Source organism: Paenibacillus andongensis, assembly GCF_025369935.1.
Classification (GTDB): domain Bacteria; phylum Bacillota; class Bacilli; order Paenibacillales; family NBRC-103111; genus Paenibacillus_E; species Paenibacillus_E andongensis.
Genome location: NZ_CP104467.1, coordinates 3674341 through 3691878, shown reverse-complemented (window position 1 = coordinate 3691878; position 17538 = coordinate 3674341). Strand labels below are relative to the sequence as shown.

The 17538-nt window shown below is 43.5% G+C and carries 20 protein-coding genes; 4 read left to right on the top strand and 16 right to left on the bottom strand.

The window, feature by feature from the left end; translation table 11 throughout:
- Positions 1–132 precede the first annotated feature (132 nt).
- Together NYR53_RS16405 and NYR53_RS16400 are read right to left on the bottom strand one after the other, a co-directional pair.
- Positions 133–384, bottom strand: coding sequence for a YolD-like family protein (locus NYR53_RS16405; protein ID WP_029195000.1), 252 nt, complete (start codon positions 382–384; stop codon positions 133–135).
- A gap of 24 nt (positions 385–408) precedes the next feature.
- On the bottom strand, positions 409–612 hold the full coding sequence (locus tag NYR53_RS16400; RefSeq protein ID WP_261306114.1) for a YwbE family protein: 204 nt from the start codon (positions 610–612) through the stop codon (positions 409–411).
- Positions 613–995: 383 nt separating this feature from the next.
- Here NYR53_RS16400 and NYR53_RS16395 point away from each other — a divergent pair, with 383 nt between their 5' ends.
- From NYR53_RS16395 to NYR53_RS16385, 3 genes are all read left to right on the top strand, one after another.
- Positions 996–1418 (top strand): DUF3995 domain-containing protein, encoded by a 423-nt coding sequence (locus tag NYR53_RS16395; protein ID WP_261306113.1) that lies wholly within the window; start codon positions 996–998, stop codon positions 1416–1418.
- Between the two features lie 31 nt (positions 1419–1449).
- Positions 1450–2313, top strand: a complete 864-nt coding sequence (locus NYR53_RS16390) for a helix-turn-helix domain-containing protein (RefSeq protein ID WP_261306112.1) — start codon at positions 1450–1452, stop codon at positions 2311–2313.
- 132 nt (positions 2314–2445) lie between these two features.
- Positions 2446–2727 (top strand): hypothetical protein, encoded by a 282-nt coding sequence (locus tag NYR53_RS16385; RefSeq protein WP_261306111.1) that lies wholly within the window; start codon positions 2446–2448, stop codon positions 2725–2727.
- A gap of 151 nt (positions 2728–2878) precedes the next feature.
- On the opposite strand, the gene NYR53_RS16380 is transcribed toward NYR53_RS16385, so the two are convergent.
- From NYR53_RS16380 to sigV, 7 genes are all read right to left on the bottom strand, one after another.
- Positions 2879–3550 (bottom strand): DUF3892 domain-containing protein, encoded by a 672-nt coding sequence (locus NYR53_RS16380; RefSeq protein WP_261306110.1) that lies wholly within the window; start codon positions 3548–3550, stop codon positions 2879–2881.
- An 87-nt stretch (positions 3551–3637) separates the two neighbouring features.
- Entirely contained in the window at positions 3638–4483 is an 846-nt protein-coding gene (locus NYR53_RS16375; protein ID WP_261306109.1) for an ABC transporter permease, read from the bottom strand.
- Positions 4467–5270, bottom strand: a complete 804-nt coding sequence (locus NYR53_RS16370) for an ABC transporter permease (RefSeq protein ID WP_261306108.1) — start codon at positions 5268–5270, stop codon at positions 4467–4469. The genes NYR53_RS16375 and NYR53_RS16370 overlap by 17 nt, the downstream gene beginning before the upstream one ends.
- A complete protein-coding gene (locus tag NYR53_RS16365; protein WP_261306107.1) occupies positions 5245–6264 on the bottom strand; it encodes an ABC transporter ATP-binding protein in 1020 nt (339 codons plus the stop codon). Before NYR53_RS16365 ends, NYR53_RS16370 begins: the two co-directional genes overlap by 26 nt.
- A gap of 298 nt (positions 6265–6562) precedes the next feature.
- A complete protein-coding gene (locus tag NYR53_RS16360; RefSeq protein ID WP_261306106.1) occupies positions 6563–6880 on the bottom strand; it encodes a hypothetical protein in 318 nt (105 codons plus the stop codon).
- Between the two features lie 64 nt (positions 6881–6944).
- Positions 6945–7820, bottom strand: a complete 876-nt coding sequence (gene rsiV / locus NYR53_RS16355; protein WP_261306105.1) for an anti-sigma-V factor RsiV — start codon at positions 7818–7820, stop codon at positions 6945–6947.
- Position 7821: 1 nt separating this feature from the next.
- Positions 7822–8325, bottom strand: a complete 504-nt coding sequence (gene sigV, locus NYR53_RS16350) for an RNA polymerase sigma factor SigV (RefSeq protein ID WP_261306395.1) — start codon at positions 8323–8325, stop codon at positions 7822–7824.
- Between the two features lie 204 nt (positions 8326–8529).
- Here sigV and xerS point away from each other — a divergent pair, with 204 nt between their 5' ends.
- Complete coding sequence (gene xerS, locus NYR53_RS16345; RefSeq protein WP_261306104.1) at positions 8530–9612, top strand: tyrosine recombinase XerS; 1083 nt, start codon at positions 8530–8532, stop codon at positions 9610–9612.
- A gap of 3 nt (positions 9613–9615) precedes the next feature.
- Here xerS and mgrA read toward each other — a convergent pair whose 3' ends face one another.
- The 7 genes from mgrA to NYR53_RS16310 form a co-directional block, all read right to left on the bottom strand.
- The gene (gene mgrA / locus NYR53_RS16340; protein WP_261306103.1) at positions 9616–10605 is read right to left on the bottom strand and encodes an L-glyceraldehyde 3-phosphate reductase; all 990 of its coding nucleotides are present in this window, start codon (positions 10603–10605) and stop codon (positions 9616–9618) included.
- A gap of 519 nt (positions 10606–11124) precedes the next feature.
- Entirely contained in the window at positions 11125–12153 is a 1029-nt protein-coding gene (locus NYR53_RS16335; protein ID WP_261306102.1) for a phosphotransferase, read from the bottom strand.
- 24 nt (positions 12154–12177) lie between these two features.
- Complete coding sequence (locus NYR53_RS16330; RefSeq protein WP_261306101.1) at positions 12178–12684, bottom strand: ADP-heptose synthase; 507 nt, start codon at positions 12682–12684, stop codon at positions 12178–12180.
- Between the two features lie 146 nt (positions 12685–12830).
- A complete protein-coding gene (locus NYR53_RS16325; protein ID WP_261306100.1) occupies positions 12831–13424 on the bottom strand; it encodes a ribonuclease H-like YkuK family protein in 594 nt (197 codons plus the stop codon).
- A gap of 104 nt (positions 13425–13528) precedes the next feature.
- The gene (locus tag NYR53_RS16320; RefSeq protein WP_261306099.1) at positions 13529–14482 is read right to left on the bottom strand and encodes a C40 family peptidase; all 954 of its coding nucleotides are present in this window, start codon (positions 14480–14482) and stop codon (positions 13529–13531) included.
- Between the two features lie 362 nt (positions 14483–14844).
- On the bottom strand, positions 14845–15138 hold the full coding sequence (locus NYR53_RS16315) for a hypothetical protein (RefSeq protein WP_261306098.1): 294 nt from the start codon (positions 15136–15138) through the stop codon (positions 14845–14847).
- A 70-nt stretch (positions 15139–15208) separates the two neighbouring features.
- Positions 15209–17512: a thiamine pyrophosphate-dependent enzyme gene (locus NYR53_RS16310; RefSeq protein ID WP_261306097.1), complete on the bottom strand. Its 2304-nt coding sequence runs from the start codon at positions 17510–17512 to the stop codon at positions 15209–15211.
- Between the last annotated feature and the right edge of the window lie 26 nt (positions 17513–17538).

Genomic DNA, 17538 nt, shown 5'->3' with positions numbered 1-17538 from the left:
ACTCCGTCCGTTACAATCTAAGTTGCGTTAAATATAGATTTAGTGCAATTTTTTTGACAGAAAAAAACGGTCAAAACTTAACCCGTTTAGTAACGAACAACGGAATAAGCTTATTAACCGTTTTTATCGGTCTTAGTCCCGAGGGTATTCGACTTTCATTATGTCCATGAACGGTACTTTATCAATTTCACCATTCGTTTCCATATGTACTCTTCCGGTCCGAGAATCCATCGTCGTGATGAGGCCGCGAACAGGTTCTTCACGCCCCCAAACCGTCAGAACAATCTCGGAGTTCTCCTGCTTCGCTTCGGACAATTGATTACCAATCTCTTCTAATACAAATTCATCCCGCGTTGGTCTTTTTGCTACCTTTGCTTTCGCCATCTCACGTTCCCCCTGGATTATAAATCACCTTGTCGGCGATAATATTTCTTTGACACGTCCAACCTGTCCATCTGCAAGTCTTACTTTAATCCCATGCGGATGGGTTGGCGAGTTCGTTAATAAATCTTTGACAATTCCACGTGTTAATTTCCCGCTGCGTTGGTCTTGCTTCAAAACAATATTCACTTCAATACCTGGAATCACATCTTTACGATTTTGGCCATTCATGCTGTGTAAGTCGCCTGCTTTCTTTCATTTGTGTGCTTTATTATAACATAGTTTCCCACCATTCCCCATCATGATGCTTACAATTGCAAAACCCTTTACAACGGCTTACTAAATCCATACGATTAATCTAAAAAATAAATAAATTAAAGAATTAAAATCTGGGCACTCGAAACGCTTCACCTTACATAAAACACGATATTTTTACTCCAAGGTTCGAGTGAATATATTTAATGATATTAATATTTAATGTAGTTAATTCATATAAAAACCACAATTCAAAACGGTTTTCCTAACATTTCGTGCTTATTCCTATTGAATAAAACTTATTTCAGTTAAAATTATGACAGATATGCCATTCGTTACAGAAAGGTTGTGATTCAAAGATGATAATCAGTGGAATTTCTGTATTCTTATTGTTTTGTGTCGGAGGCTTACATGTGTTCTGGGCATTTGGTGGTCAATGGGGAAGCAGAGTTGTTATCCCTGCTGCAAGCGGATCAGGGGAACTGACGTTCAAACCAAGCACAATAGCCACTTTAATCGTAGCCTTTCTCTTGTTTATCGCTGCACTTTTACTATCTATTCAAGGGCGTTTACTTCCATCCCTCCCTTCATTTCCATGGATAAAATGGGGCTGTTGGGTTTGTGTCTTCGTATTTGGACTACGTGCAATTGGGGATTTCAAGTATATCGGTTTATTTAAGAGGGTCAAACTAACTCGTTTCGCAAGATATGATACATTTTTGTTCACACCACTTTGCTTATGGCTTTGTTTCACATTTTATTACACGCTCATTTACAGCTAAACATGTCGCTTATACGGAGGGAATACACGATATGCCAAGATTCATGGACTATATGATTAGTCCTTATCCGCTTCGGATCATTACATTACCAATTGATTCTAGTAAATTAAAGCTGCAATCCTTGATTATCCGTGCCGTTGGGCATCTTCCAGGCCGGATTTCCTTTCGATCTAATGCTTCATTTGAGAAATGGGCGTTTGTCTATATAGCCGGTGGAAAAGGCTCCTATCAAGTCGATGACGGCGGCGTTCAACACATTGAAAGCGGCAGTCTGTTCTTCCTACGACCTGGAGCTGTTTATAATTATGGACCCGATGCAGACGGTTATTGGGACGAGTACTACTTCACATTCGAGGGAAGCCGTATTGCGGAATGGCTGGGCAGTTGGCTTACACAAGTCGATTTGGCGAAACAGGTTGGGCATGAAGATGCCGCGCAGCACAATCGAATCGAGCGCATTTTTATCCTTATGGAAAGTGGTATCCCCGATAATATAGACCGTGCTGCCTTGCTGCTTGAATCCTTGCTTTTTGAATTTATTCTTGAGAATCAAGTGCCGGCAGAGACCACAAAAACGCAACAATTGATCGATCTCATGGACGACCTAGGTAATTCGTTATTCGAGCCTTTTGACGCGACGCTAATTGCAAAACGCCACCATATCTCGCTTTCTACGCTACGGAGGATCGTGAGCGAATATACCGGTTACCCGCTAGGTGCTTATATTCACCGATTGAAAATGGCAGCAGCGAAAAATATTCTATTAAATACGGACGATACGGTTAAGGAAATTGCAGATTCGCTTGGTTATAAAGATGTTTTTTACTTCTCACGGTTATTTAAGAAATACGTCGGTGTATCGCCCCTTATTTATAGGAACAATATGCAGGTTTAGTTTTGTTTACATAATTATAATTATGTAAACTAGATTTTAAAAATAAAATAAGTGTGTCGTCTAGTACGACTTGTCATATGGCAGCATATGATAAAGTAGAAAGAAAATCTTCCTACGGGGAGGTGAATCTAAATGACACTAACACTTACGGGTTGGATGCTCTATTCGATGTGGGCAGTTCTGGGCCTTATGGGGCTTAGCTTTTTACTAGGCTTATATAATGCACTCAAAGCTGGCAGCTTCTCCAGCACTCTGATTCTGACTTATCTGCAAGATATGCTGTTCTATGTTTTCCCTTTATTTTTAATTGCCAACATGATGTCCCTTGATCCAACAGGCTTCGTATTATTAATTGCTTATTACGTCGGCGCACTTGGACTTGTTCTCAAGTATTTGGCAAATTTTAAAAAATAACATGTATCCGCATTCAAAGAATGCTATTATATGAGCTCATTAGAACGCTAGAGCAAAAAGGCTGCCGACTTATAACGGTGGCTTTTTCATTTGGGTACCCCTATTCATAAAAAAGCAGTTTGCACATGGCAAACTGCTTCAGATAGGCATTTTAAAATCGAGGTAAATTAGATAAATTGTTGCTTGGATCGCCATCCGGATAAGATCTGAGCGTTTTTTGACCTTCACGATTCTTTCCAGTGTTCACATCTTCAATCAATCCTGCTTCTGTCATAGCAATGGCATTGGCAATATCAACGATTCTACCATCTTGGAATTGAACCGCACTAATGCCGCCATCTCCATAATGGACAGATTGAATAATCGCTTTGTTGGGGTCAATCGTATGAGGACCTGCACCATACTGTGTTCCATCCCGCATAAAAGTACCGTATTGGGTTGGTTGGCCATTCGCACCATAGCCGGTATATCCCCCTTGAAAGCCTACATTTCTCGCATCCGCATTGTTGATTCCTGTGTTTCGCTGACCATATTCGGCATTCATGTTGCCTGAAGAACCTGGAACTGGCATTCCACCTTGGGAAGTCTGAGTCCCATTGTTACGAGCTTGGGGAAAAAATGACTGCTGCCCACTTTGCCCAGCTTGCTGGTACATCTGTGTTGGAATCGGTTGACCATTCCAAGCAAAATTCCCATTATGGGTAGGTTCAACCGCATTGCTATAATTTTGAGAGGGTTCAAACTGTGTATTCGTCAACCCATACGGTTGATTCTGCATCATTGGTTGTTGCATCGGTTGTTGACCACGTCGGCGTCGCGCCATAGATATCAGCTCCTTTGTTTAAATCTATATAGAGGTTTCCACCTATAGCATGCGTCACCTCTATGAAGCTTATCCCTTATAATCCAATTAACGCCGAAGTCCCATCATATTGCCAGAGGCATATCTCCGGAGCCCTGTGTAAAACAAATAGATGCCGCCTAAGCAAAGCAGCCCTGTTACCGCTATGGCACCTGATATATAAGGAATGTCCACCTGACGTAACAACCCAATGGGTAAGTAGCTAATGAATCCCGCCGGTAAAACTGTAAAAAGCACGATTTTACCCAGCCCCCGAAATATGCTCGTTGGATACGTAGTGAATGTCAGGAGTCCATTATAAAGCTGAAAACTCAGCCCATCTGCACTTCCTAACCAGAATGCAAGACAGTTCACAATAATCGTGAAAAATAAGAAAATCAGCGTCGATAACAGCATGGCTAGACCAAACTTAATAAAGCCTATCATCGATTTATCTCCAAATGAAACGTAAATTAAAAGTGCGAATAAGACGTCCCCAATTGCACTTACCGACATGCGGCTAATGAGAACATGAAGAAGCACCGGCTTTGGCTGAGTTAAATAAATATCAAGCTGTCCGGTTGAAATCAGATTCGAAATTCGCATGGCGTTACCGAAAAACGTAGCCATAACACCAAAGCCGCCAGCTGCTACAGCCCATAGCATCATCACATCCTTCAGTTCCCATCCGTTCAATACAGGAAATCGGCCAAAATAAAGTCCCCAGAACACAATCCAAACCACATTATTAATAATCATCATACCGGCCGTGAGAAAGAAGCTCATTCGGAACTCCATAGCGCCAGCAAGATTAAGTTTCCAACATTGCCAGACGAAACGAAGTAAACGCCTGAATTTGCCTGGTTGATCAAATTCACTAATGGGTGTCAATTTGCGGCTATCCACCATTAACATTGAGCTTTTTCACTCCTTTTCTATAGACCAATGAGACAATTATGCCAATAATAACAACCCAAATTAGCTGTGTGCAGAGCATTCGTGGCAATTGAACGGCATCAAAGGTCACTGTTGACTTAGCCGGGATGTAGACAATGGCTTGGAACGGCAGCCAACGACCTACCCGCTGCAGCATGTCGGGAAATAACTCCAGAGGCATCAGCATGCCGCCAATCGTAAATAAAAATTTATTGTATACGAATTCCAGCCCGCGCGTCTCCTCCACCCAGAATGAGCTAAGCGCTAAAACCATGTTCAACATGAAATTAACCGTGAAACCGCACAATGCCACAATCGGCAACCACAGTAACCCATAACCAAAATCTGGCGGACCCATAATGAGTAATCCTAACAAACCGCCGAGCGCCGCGTTAACGAGAAAACGAATCGAAGCTTCACTCATGTATTCGACATAATGAAAGGCGACAAAATTGACAGGCCGGACAAATTTGAACACGATATCCCCGCTTTTCACTTCTTCCTCTACACGTGAGCAGAGACTAGGACAAGCGAGGATCATCGATTCCGTTATAACGAGATACCACATGATCTGCTTGAAGCTGAAGCCTTCTATGGTTTCCGTTCCCTCGCCATGAAACGTTGTCTGCCAAAGTTGAAGAAAAATATAAAGAATCAACAGCAGAAACAACGAGCGGATAAGAAAATCGGCCACATAAGCAAGTTGATTGCGAAGTGTGATTTTGCCGATAAAGGCATACTTAACCGATTTTCTCCAGTTGTTCATGTCCTATCTCCTCCTTACCGAAGTTCCCGTACATACGTGTGATGATGTCCTCCATCGGTGGATCTTCAACCGTAACGTCAATGATTCGGTGCTCAGCCATGATCTGGGACAGCGCGGCTTCGATCGTCGTTTGACCCATATCGACAGAGAGTGAAATTCTTCCCCCATTGCGTTCGAGTACCTTCACCCCGACAATTTCTATGGCATCCGGCTCAATTTCCAGGACAAGACGAACTGTTTTCTGTGTCAAAAACTGCTGCTTCATAACCTCGACACGGTCATCGAAGACAATCCGTCCATGATTGATAACAATCGCCCGGTCACATAGCCGCTCAATATCACCAGCATCATGTGACGTAAGGAAAACAGTTGTTCCTTCTTCACGTTTTAACTCTAAAATAAGCTCGCGTATTCGCTGTTTAACGACAACGTCTAGCCCAATCGTAGGTTCATCAAGGAACAGCACCTGCGGCCGGTGCATCAAGGATGCTGCGATCTCACAGCGCATCCGTTCTCCAAGCGAAAGCTTCCTCACTGCCGTATGCAGATAGGGTCCCAGTTCAAATCTCTCTATGAGATCATCTCGCCGGCTAATATACTCACTGCGCCGTAGCTCGTAAATACGGCTCATTAACTCAAAGGTATCGATTGGAGGCAGATGATACCACAACTGCGACTTTTGCCCAAAGACAGAGCCTATTCGATAGCTTAGCTTCGACCGTTCCTTCCATGGACAGCAGCCTAGAACTTCTGCTTGACCTTTTGTAGGATGAAGGATGCCTGTCAGCATCTTAATCGTCGTGGATTTCCCAGCACCATTTGGTCCAAGAAAGGCAAGCGTTTCCCCCTGATCCACAGAGAACGTTATGCCCTCTACAGCTGACTTGTCTACATACTCCGGCTTTAACAGTGCCTTAACACTCGCCATAAAGCCTTCTTCTTTTTTCTTGAGTCGAAAGGATTTCCCCAATTGCTCCACACGGATCGATGCCATCACTGTACCCTCCACTTTTTATTTCGGTAAAGCAAAAAAGACCTCAGTCCGTTTCGCCTAAACAGGCGGAACTTTCCGAAGGTCTTTTATCCCTTACGGTGTAACACGTCATGTATCCGTGTCGGCTTCGCTCGGTTCGCCACCTTTGTAGGTTCGGATCCCTAGAAGCCCTTCCGTTTATTTTCCACATATTAACACATGATGTCATGTACAGACAACACTTTTTTTACGACTCATCCAAGCAAAAAAAGCCTGTTGCAGATGCACAGACTTTTTACGCTTACTCACTGACGTTACCTTATTGGGATTGATGAGATTGCGAAGATTGTTGAGAATGCTGAGTTTGTTGGGATTGTTGGGATTGTTGGGATTGCTGTGATTCTTGTGTCGTTTGTAATTCTTGCTTTAAATCTTCCGTCTTTTGCTGGGCTTGCTGGATTTGTCCCTGAAGATCTTGCAGCTGTTGCTCTGCTTCGGACAGTGCAGCTTCAGTCGCCTGTGAATAAATCTCTTGAGCAACTTGCAGAGTTTGTTCAGCAGCTTGCTCAGCCTTTTGGGCAGCTTCTTTTATTTGCTCAAAGCCTTGTTGATTTTGTTGCTGCGTTTGTTGTTGCATAGAGATACCCCCAGCTGAATTTATCATACCTGATTAATTTTAGTAAATGTTCCTTTTTTTATTCCTAATGAATATACTCGCCTCTCATCGACAAAACATCAGACAGCACAAGAGTCGGAATGATAAACTCTACAACGCCCATATAACCGGGAGCGACCTCGTATTTTTGGAATGAGAGAACGAGTTGGCCGTTAGCGTTGATATAGAAGTTTTGATCCTTGGTGATGGCTTTGAAGTATGAATTTACCTCATTAGAAACACCCTCAACCCAATAAATCTTCTTCGGGTCCAGTTTCATCTGTTCCTTCATTTGCTCCTTAATATTTTCACTAATAACACGGATATATGCATCATCTTTAAACAAACTTGGCAAAGTGATCAACAGCTGTTTCTTCTTGTCGATTGTGTCGTATTTGAAAGTTGTTGAGGAGGATCCAACTGTATTTACCACGTATCTTCCTACGGAGAGGATTTGATCGTTATCGGTTTTAATCACATAACCGCTATCTACACCTAGATGACCGCCGCCATTTTGCTTCAATTGTTCCATCTCAATAGTGAAATCCGTATATAATTTTTTACCTTCTTCCAGATATTTGGTATTTAGGGTATCTTCCAAGGTTTTATTATCCAAATTCGTGATTGAAGGCACTTCTACATTAGCTTTATAGGTTCCATCATTGAACTTATATTCTCTAAAAGTTAGCACCTTAACGAGGTCACCGACGATAGGCACCTCAGACAAAGCATGAGCCAAAGCAGGACTGGTATTGATACCTGTGACAAATATGATAGCCGCTGCCGCAGCTGCAATCCCCCATATAACATTGCTTTTTCTTTTCTTATTTTGCTTAATGGCTTGGTTTACGATAAAATCCAGTTCTTTAGGGATCGGAATATCCATATAGTGTTGTTTCATTTGTTCTATTTTCTCATTCAATTTAGTTGACCTCCTCTAACTTATCGTCGACCATTTTAATCCGAAGTAATCGAAGGGCTTGATACAATCGTGTTTTTATCGTACTGCTGTTTTCTTGTAAAACCTCGGCGATTTCATCAATCTTCAAATCTTCAAAAAATCTTAGTACGATCACACTTCGATAGATTGTGGGCAAATCATCCATTGCCCTTTCCAGATCAATATTAGGATAGGTATCTTCGCTGCCCTCCGCATACGATTCCATCGTGATTTCATCGACGACTTGAATTTTCTTATGCTTCCTCAAGAAATCCAATGAAGTATTTACAACAATTCTGTAAAACCAGCTCTTCATAGATGCCGTGTCTTTCAGTGAGCCTGCAGAGGCAAAAGCCTTATGTATGGCGTCTTGAACGATATCGAGGGCATCTTCTGAATTTTTCACGTAACTGTAGGCTAATCGATAAACATTTTCTTTATGTTCCGTTATACAGGCAATAAGTAACTTTTCTAGCTTTCCATTCATCGTCATGAGTGTAAAAGACGCTCCTTTTTCTACGCGCGTATAAGAATTGGTCTTGTATATGCTAGGACGTGCGAGTGCGTAGAATAGTTTGGTACACTACATATTAGCACATGGTCATATGCTTCGAGTCGACCTTCTTCTACCAATTTCCCTTACCCACTGCTATACTAACAGCAAGAGAAGCTAGCGAGGTGACATTTACCTATGAACATCATTAAAGTCAAAGATCGCCTAGAATTAGAAAAAAGAATCCCCACCATGCCGTGGTATATTGAGAAATTTATCAATTATAAGCTGCCAGACCTCTCTCCATCCTCCTTACTTGAGTATGTGCGTGATTACGAAATCTTTCTATCCTGGCTGTTGGCTGAAGGATTAAGCTCTGCTCCCTCTATGAACCAAGTTCCTCTAGAGGATTTGGAGAAATTACATATGGATAGCGTTGACAACTTTCGCATGTTTCTAGCTACACGTAAAGTTCAGGCTAATGTGAAAACCACGATTAACCGTAAGCTTTCCGCTTTGCGTTCCTTATTCCATTATTTAAGCCAAATTGCCGAGGATGATAATTTCTACCCGCTTCTAAAGCGGAATGTGATGGCCAAAGTGGAAATCAAGCGCTCGCATAGGCCCAAGGACAGTGCCGCTAAGCTTGAGGGCAAGCTGCTTCAAGAAGAGGAGATTGAAGAATTTATTGCGTATGTGAAGAATGGCTATGAGCACGATGTTGCTAGCAATAAGCAAGCTCTCTACTCCTACGAGTTGAACAAGATAAGAGATACTTGCATCGTTACACTCATACTAAATTCGGGGCTTCGTGTATCTGAAGTGTTCAACCTGAACGTTGATGATATTGACCTCAAGAAGAAACTTACGTATGTATATCGCAAAGGTAAGAATGATGACACATTCAAAACTCCCGTATACTTCCGTAATGAAGCAATTCAATCACTAACTGACTATATCGCCATTCGCTCAACCCGTTATAAGCCGCTCAAAAAAGAAAAAGCCCTCTTCCTTGCCATCGCTAATGGCAAAAAAGAGGGCGAACGTATGACGAAACGGGCTATCCAAGAACTCGTTATCAAGTACGCTAAGCGCTTCGGCAAGCCCTACCTGTCTGTTCATAAGCTGCGGCACTCCTTCGCCACCGATTATTACTTACAGAATGACTTGTACAAAACACAAGAGCAGCTCGGGCATGCCTCCCCTGAAACAACGCAAATCTATGCGCATCTCACCGATAAAACAATGTCCGAAGCGATTGATAAACGGCTGGAATCCTGAAGGTTACTTCAGGATTTTTTCAATTTCAGCCAATTCTTCTGGCGTAAATTCCAAGTTTTTAAGTGCAGCTACGTTCTCCTCAATTTGGGACACGCGACTTGCTCCAATCAACGCAGACGTTACTCGCTCGCCGCGGAGAACCCAAGCTAGCGACATTTGCGCCAAGCTTTGGCCGCGAGTGCTAGCTAATTCATTCAGTTGATTAATTTGAGCAAGTTTTTCTTCCGTAATATCTTTCGTATTCAGGAATTGACTCTTCCCGCCCGCGCGAGAATCACTTGGCACTCCACTCACGTACTTGTTCGTCAGCAAGCCTTGTGCAAGCGGACAGAACGCGATGCTGCCTACGCCAAACTCATCCAGCACATCCTGCAGGCCATTCTCAATCCAACGATTCAACATGCTATAGGAAGGTTGATGAATCAACAGCGGTGTTCCCAGACCTTTCAGAATGGATACTGCTTCTTTCGTTTGCTCTGCCGTGTAATTGGAAAGTCCTATGTACAACGCTTTACCTTGACGAACAATTAAATCCAGAGCAGCCATTGTCTCTTCGAATGGTGTATTCGGATCCGGTCTGTGTGAATAGAAAATATCTACGTATTCCAGTCCCATCCTTTTCAAACTTTGATCCAAGCTGGATACTAGATATTTCTTGGAGCCCCACTCCCCATAAGGACCTTCCCACATGTGGTAACCCGCTTTCGTAGAGATGATCAACTCATCACGATACGCGGCCAAGTCGCTTTTCAATACCTTACCGAACATTTCCTCAGCTGACCCTGGTGGCGGCCCGTAGTTATTAGCCAAATCAAAATGAGTAATCCCTAAGTCAAAAGAACGAAGCAGCATAGCCCTTCCATTCTCATGAAGATCTAATCCACCGAAATTGTGCCACAAACCTAATGAAATGGCCGGGAGCTTTAGTCCCGATTTGCCTGAACGATTATATTTCATTTCCGCATAACGCGTTGAGCTTGCTTGATAGACCATGTTTGTCCTCCTTAGAGTTTTCGTAGAAAACTTACTTCGTAAGCATCCACTTATGTTTTCATATTCTTAAGTACTAGTATAGGTTAACCGAGGCAACAAAAAAAGAACTGAAAAAAACGTGTCTTACTTACCTCAAGGTTAGTCATGCATTTATTTGGCCTCTAAAAAGAAACAAAACTGCCGAATTCCTTCGACAGTTACTTCAAATCTATTTACATTTGCCACAACCGCAATGACATTTACGATTAGATTTGTGATTCATTTTTCCTTTTGTTTTCACATTCGACTTTGCGCTACCGCGTAATCCACCACACCGCAGACAATCCGCAATACATTGATTGCGCCCAACTACGAATAATCGTGTACACACATTACGGCAAAAACGACCACAGTTAGGCACAGCGAGAACATTGCCCAGATAAACACCTTTAGGCATACCTAAACACCACCTTTTCAATTGGTGCTATATGGTATTCCAACGGTAGAATTATCGCTTGTACGATTACCCTCATTTTCAAGCTATTTGAGCAAAGTAAGCACAAGAGCTGAGCCATTCATTTGAAGCCACTTCGTTTTGTCAAACGTATTATGAATAATATCAACAAGCACGCCTTCAGCATCTACACTATCTAAGTATCTTCCTAGAAAATGGATAAATACATCCAATCGACGAAGCTCAATCAGAAGAGGCAGCAACGCAATTTCTTCCTCCTCCAAATGGATCGATTGGCGATACCCCTCATAAAAGGCTTTGCAATTGCGTCGTATTTCTTCTACCGGCAGCGTGATATCGATAAGATCCGATAAGCAGACCGCCAGCTCCATCACTCGGACATCTAACGTTACAAACTCAAAATCAAGAACGGCCGCTATTTGTCCATCGTCATCAATCAACATATTAGACCCATTGATATCACCATGGACGAGTTGATGAGGAAGCTTTCGGAGAGCAGGAATAGCCTTATAAAAAGCAGAAAATCGTCCAAATATATAGGAAAGTTCATCGCGCTGCTGCCTGAACGGTTCTGGTGGATGAAGGCAGAACTCATGAATTGAATCTGGCGAGCAGCGGGGATGGATATGTTCAATTTCATAATAAGGCGGGTAGACAGGGTTAAGTTCCATGGAAATCTCAGCCAGTACAGACGACAGCTGTCCGACAGCTTCTCCGAATTGCAGCAGTTGACGCGTATTCCCCCAAGTAGGATTGCAGCCATCTGTGTATGTAAATAAGGCAGCCAGTTTGCCTTCACTAGCGTCTAATCGAACAACGGTCCCCCCTGTTGGGAGCTCCACTGGCACAGGAACACGAAATGGAAGTTTATCTTTTTCTTTATCTAAAGCCAAAAGAACACGATGCTCGAAAATAATTTTGTCCATGTCACGATGAGTTTCGTACAATCGAAGAACATAGGAAGTACCTTCCACGTCTACGAACCGAGTTGTATTATTCATACCACCCGCGCCAACACGTATGGACCACGTTTGAGCAGGAAACCAGTATGTTGGTAGTAGGGTTAATTGCTCCTCTTGATCTTTGACACGCATAATTGCATTCCTCAACTCCTCTTTCTAAACCTGATTGTCACCTTCTACCGCAAACTCAAAATCCTCTACGTCATATGCTTGGACTGGAATTCCCGCTTGAACTATACGTTCAATGAAATCTAGCTGGTCCGTTAACAAAGCAGCCTGTTCTTTAATCGCGGTCAGAATTAATTCGGTTTCAATCGGGTCGAAATTGTCCCCATACTCCTCATTGTCAATCGCAAAAACAACCATCAAAGTCACATGCTCATTAATGGGCAAAGGTGGGCTTTTCCGCCAAGGAACAGTTAACGCTTTTTCAATTTTTTTCTTATTAAAAGATTCCTCGAAGAAAGCAATTAGCTCACCAATCATTTGCTTCACGAAGCCATCGTCTTCTTCCTCTAACATAATCGGCTCGCTGCCTACCTGAAGCTCGTATAGCTCCTGTATGCTGGTATAAGGTATCACATAAGTAACAGGCTGTTCTGGGAGCATCAACTGACCATGCACTGCTAACATGACGGCCTCGATAATAAATGTTTTGCTCATCTGGTTCTCCCCTTTCTATCTAACCTTGTAAAAGCATATTTCGCTAAGAAGCTGAGGAATCCTCTTTTCACAACCTTCTCAACTAAACAAAACCGTCAGTTCCTATGATCGAGGTGACCACTTCGAACTAACGGTTTCTATTTCTCTTATAGGATGCCATCGATGACCTCATGATTCTCATAAATTGGTTGATACGGCTTCTTCGAATAACGATTAGCATAGGCCGAAGCTACATAACAATCCGGTTTAATAACAGGAACCATACCGACAGATTCCACTCGCCGCACCATCTCTTGGACGAATTTAGCCGTCCGGTTCTTATTCTCATCATCACCCGCATCAATATGAATAAACATATCGATTGAGGCACCTTGATACAGATAAGGAAGAATAATGTTTTCCATATCCTGTCGCTTAGACTCATCAAAGTACATCGCAATCTCTTCACTTAATGCGGTTTCCATCGACAGCTTTTCTTTAATCGAATGTAGGGCTCGATGAACGATGACTTGACGATAACACGCCCACGCTCCTTTTCCTAACCGCTGGATCACTACACCGGTAATGAATTTCGTATGACCTGAGTGCACCTGACAATCCGTACCAATAATAAATTTGTAGCTTGCTACGGGGTCGTGACGCATGAAATGGAGAATACGCTCGTGTACGGTATCTAGGTTAAGTCCTCTTTCCGTTGTGTTCCGAAATTCCAATGGATGGGGCGTCGTCGAAGGTTTCAAAGATAAGGCTTCCTTTCTCCTTAGAATGAGGAAGAAGCGGATGCTGAAGCTGCACCCGCCCCTATCTATAGTATATGGCAAAATTCCTATGATCGAACCATCACTTATCGTAAAACACTGCCGCCGAACAAAAATCGATTTTCCCATTGCTTCCCAGCGATCGTATCTGTACGAACACCGCCGGATTCGATCGAATACGTATGCAGCATATTCCCATTTCCTAAGTAAAGTCCAACATGCGTGATCGGTTCTGTTAGAACATTCACGTTATCATAATCTGATGCTTTACTCCCTTTGTAGCTGCTGAAGAACATCAGATCTCCACGTTTCAAAGTTGTCCAATCCTTCTTTACAGGGCCTAACGATTTAACGTAGTTACCTTGTGCCTGAGAATCACTTGGAATGGAGAGTCGAAGGGCATCCCAGAACATCGTTTGAGTGAAATCCGAGCAGTCGAAGGTCGTGGTATCATTGCGTTCCGAACCAAACTCATAGGGTGTACCTAAGTAAACTCGGCCAGCTGCAACAACAGCTTCTATTTCTTCAGTAAGAGGTAGACTGGGTTTGATGACAGAGAAATCAGTGCTTATGTATTTACTATTTGTACTTACATACCCGCTAGTTCCATTAGCGTCTTGAATTTTATACCAACTGTCATTGACTTTATCTGTAACTAGGACATCTTCTCCTTTACTGAGCATTCGAATCACTTTGGAGCCTGTTTCAGAAGAAGGAAGTGTGCGAAAGTTAACGCCATAAATGATTTCCGCATTGCTAGTTATTTTTATGTATTTACTATTCGTCGAAACATAGCCGCTTACACCCTGTGCATCCTTGATTTTGTACCAATTCGTCGTTACATAATCCGTGACGGTGACAATTTCGTTTGTTTTCAATACGCGTATAACATTGCTTGATGTGCTTGGTTGATTTCTGAAGCTTACCCCTGAAACAATTTGTGCTTTTGTCGTTACTCCTTCATCTGCCTTTATTGCTGCAGGATAAACAAAAGTAAGCGCAAGCATAAGCATTCCGATAGCCATTATCCATTTTCTCATCGTTTCTTCCTCCATAGGTGGTGTGTCACTAGCTGAATATGGGACTTGTATAACCGATCTGACGATATGGGTACTTGTGCGTGCCTGACACCTCCAATAGATAGTAAAAAGGACAACCCGTTAGCCTTCATCGGGTCATCCTTTTCTATTAGGAAGATCCCATCGTATTTGGCAGCTTACTAGAACTGTAGGCACGAGACCCTTGTTTTACCCAAGCTTTTGCTCGGTTTGCCATTTCGTTGTGATGTTAATTTTTTCTTCCGTATACTTATTATAGTTTGAGGGGGTTCTTCACGAATATAGGCGAAAGGTTGCGTTTCTTGTCGAACTCATAGTGGCTGCGTACCTATTGACGCTAGGGTTTATTTTTCCAGTTTACGGACTTCCGGTTTTCGTGTATGAGGCCAAAACACATGCAAATTAGGGTCGTTTTTCAACTTCACATTGCAGAGCTTCATTTCACTTTCCGCGAGCTCAGTCACATGCCAAGCATCCGGATCCATTCCCTCCATGTTATGTAGAAAAGTAGGAAACTGCTGCTCAGCCTCTTCTAAATCCGACCAAAATTTAACGCCATAATAGGCTAAACCGTAGTGATTGACCTGTGTACACGTGAAAATCTGTTGCGATGTTTTGTGCTGCAGGACATAGGGCATCTTTCATTCCTCCGATAAAAAGGCACGTTCACCATAGAGGTGAATGTGCCTTCATTTTTATAATGCCGACTTATAAATAAGCATTCTCATGTTTCGCTTTTAACCTATTCCAACGACGCTCAACTTCCGTCTCGAACGATTTCAGGGAACCCTCATACTCGGGCTTCGTCATATGCTTCGTTTTCCCCATCGTCTTGAGCCAATCCGATAGTGGTATCTTCTTGCTCTTATCCTCCGGATTATACGTGATGGTTGTAACCCCGTGCTCCACTTCATAGAGCGGGAAGAAGCAGGAATCTACCGCTGCTCCGACGATATTGGAGCCTTCTTGGTCATCCGAAAGCCAATTCAGTGGGCAAGCGATGAGTATTTTCCCATACACCAATCCCTCATTTTGGGCGTACCATTGAGCTTTCGCGGCTTTCTTCACAAGATCCTGCGGATACGCTTCCGATCCCGTAAAAACATACGGAATATGGGTAGCGGCCATAATTTGGGCTGTATCTTTGTGATGGAACACTTTACCACCTTGATGCTTCCCAACATTCGAAGTTGAAGTACGATGCCCCATTGGCGTCGAATAAGACAACTGTGCACCCGTATTCATGTATCCCTCGTTATCGTACTCGAGGATAATCATTTTATGATTGCGCAAGGCTGCTCCGATCGCTGGTCCCATACCGATATCCATTCCGCCGTCACCAGTGATCATCACGAAGGTGAAATCGTCCTTCAATCCTAAGTGATCAAGTTCGCCACGACGCTTACGTTCCCAGAACATCTCTACAACCCCTGAGAGGGTCGCTGCGCCGTTCTGGAACAGATTATGAATATAGGTCGCTTTGTGAGCCGAATACGGATAACCCGTCGTTACAACCATCGCACAGCCAGTATGGAAGATCGAGACAATATCACCTTCAATCCCTTTGAAAAACAGCTCCAAGCCGGAGAAAATACCGCAGCCTGGACATGCGCCGTGCCCCGGAGCAATACGCTTCGGTTTCTTCGTCAATGCACGTAGGGGCGGAATACGTACATTCAGCTTGCCTGTATTTTCATCCGGCGTTACCGTGATGAGTCCCGTCTTAAGATCCTCATACTTCATCGGCGTCAACACCCGCTTCGGCGCTTTCGAAGGATCACCAGGCGTGTGGCCGTAGTAATCAAAAGGAACTTCCACCTTGCCGCTTTGTACAGCATCAATGGCAAACTGGAACAAGTTATGCCCATCTTCGGCATAAAAGTCCTTGCCGCCTAAGCCGTAGATTCGGCTTATAACAAGCGTATCTCTGTTCCCATGTGTGAACAGGGCCGCTTTAATTTCGTTGACCATATTGCCACCATGGCCGCCATAGGAATCCGCGCGATCCCCAACGGTGATCGCCTTCACATGCTGCAAAGCTTCAGCGATCTGCTTTGCTGGGAATGGACGGATGATATTCGGCGCGATCGATCCGGCCTTAATACCCTTCTCGCGGAGCTGGTCGACGACGTCTTTGATGATTTCGGAAGCCGAATTCATCAAGAACACCGCGACTTCCGCGTCTTCCATCCGATATAGCTCAAGAATCGGATAATCACGGCCCGTCAGCTCAGCGTATTCCTGCCGAATACGATCATAAACACCTTCTGCGTTGTACATGGCCATGGACTGCTGATAGCAGTTATTAATATAATCCGGCTCATTCATATAAGGACCTACAGTGATCGGATTATTACGATCCAGCGTATCCGGGAAGCCCTGTGGCTTCTCTCCGATGAAAGCATGCACATCCTCACGATGCGCGAACGTTTGCACTCTACGCTTTTGGTGGGACGTGAAGTAGCCGTCCGAAGCAACCAAAACCGGCAAACGAACTTCAGGATCCTCAGCTAGCTTTAAAGCTATGATATTCATGTCATAAACCGCTTGCGGATCACGACACATTACAATTGGCCATCCTGTATTTAAAGCATAATACAAGTCCGAGTGATCCCCATGAATATTCAGCGGCCCTGATACGGAGCGGCATACCAAGTTCATTACCATGGGAAAGCGTGTCCCGGATTGTACCGGCATTTGTTCCAACATGTACAAATAACCGTTGGCGCTGGTCGCGTTAAATACGCGGCCGCCAGCAGTTGAAGCGCCATAACATATGCCTGCCGAACCATGTTCACCGTCTGCTGGAATGAGCACGATATCATGCTGTCCGTTGGACTTCATAAGATCTAGAAATTGTGCTACCTCCGTAGATGGAGATATCGGAAAGTATCCCATAACATGATAATTAATTTGATGAGCCGCATATGCCGCCATCTCGTTGCCTGATTCATATACAATGCGTTGTTCGACCTTAGCTTGCCCTAGTTCCTTCTTGATATCAATGGACATGCGAGTAGTTCCACCCTTCTCCCATA

Excerpts from the sequence above, each read along its gene's own strand:
- NYR53_RS16405 (WP_029195000.1), bottom strand. The coding sequence starts at position 384 with ATGGCGAAAGCAAAGGTAGCAAAAAGACCAACGCGGGATGAATTTGTA.
- NYR53_RS16400 (WP_261306114.1), bottom strand. The coding sequence starts at position 612 with ATGAATGGCCAAAATCGTAAAGATGTGATTCCAGGTATTGAAGTGAAT.
- NYR53_RS16395 (WP_261306113.1), top strand. The coding sequence starts at position 996 with ATGATAATCAGTGGAATTTCTGTATTCTTATTGTTTTGTGTCGGAGGC.
- NYR53_RS16390 (WP_261306112.1), top strand. The coding sequence starts at position 1,450 with ATGCCAAGATTCATGGACTATATGATTAGTCCTTATCCGCTTCGGATC.
- NYR53_RS16385 (WP_261306111.1), top strand. The coding sequence starts at position 2,446 with ATGACACTAACACTTACGGGTTGGATGCTCTATTCGATGTGGGCAGTT.
- NYR53_RS16380 (WP_261306110.1), bottom strand. The coding sequence starts at position 3,550 with ATGGCGCGACGCCGACGTGGTCAACAACCGATGCAACAACCAATGATG.
- NYR53_RS16375 (WP_261306109.1), bottom strand. The coding sequence starts at position 4,483 with ATGTTAATGGTGGATAGCCGCAAATTGACACCCATTAGTGAATTTGAT.
- NYR53_RS16370 (WP_261306108.1), bottom strand. The coding sequence starts at position 5,270 with ATGAACAACTGGAGAAAATCGGTTAAGTATGCCTTTATCGGCAAAATC.
- NYR53_RS16365 (WP_261306107.1), bottom strand. The coding sequence starts at position 6,264 with ATGGCATCGATCCGTGTGGAGCAATTGGGGAAATCCTTTCGACTCAAG.
- NYR53_RS16360 (WP_261306106.1), bottom strand. The coding sequence starts at position 6,880 with ATGCAACAACAAACGCAGCAACAAAATCAACAAGGCTTTGAGCAAATA.
- sigV (WP_261306395.1), bottom strand. The coding sequence starts at position 8,325 with ATGAATGGAAAGCTAGAAAAGTTACTTATTGCCTGTATAACGGAACAT.
- xerS (WP_261306104.1), top strand. The coding sequence starts at position 8,530 with ATGAACATCATTAAAGTCAAAGATCGCCTAGAATTAGAAAAAAGAATC.
- mgrA (WP_261306103.1), bottom strand. The coding sequence starts at position 10,605 with ATGGTCTATCAAGCAAGCTCAACGCGTTATGCGGAAATGAAATATAAT.
- NYR53_RS16335 (WP_261306102.1), bottom strand. The coding sequence starts at position 12,153 with ATGCGTGTCAAAGATCAAGAGGAGCAATTAACCCTACTACCAACATAC.
- NYR53_RS16330 (WP_261306101.1), bottom strand. The coding sequence starts at position 12,684 with ATGAGCAAAACATTTATTATCGAGGCCGTCATGTTAGCAGTGCATGGT.
- NYR53_RS16320 (WP_261306099.1), bottom strand. The coding sequence starts at position 14,482 with ATGAGAAAATGGATAATGGCTATCGGAATGCTTATGCTTGCGCTTACT.
- NYR53_RS16315 (WP_261306098.1), bottom strand. The coding sequence starts at position 15,138 with ATGCCCTATGTCCTGCAGCACAAAACATCGCAACAGATTTTCACGTGT.
- NYR53_RS16310 (WP_261306097.1), bottom strand. The coding sequence starts at position 17,512 with ATGTCCATTGATATCAAGAAGGAACTAGGGCAAGCTAAGGTCGAACAA.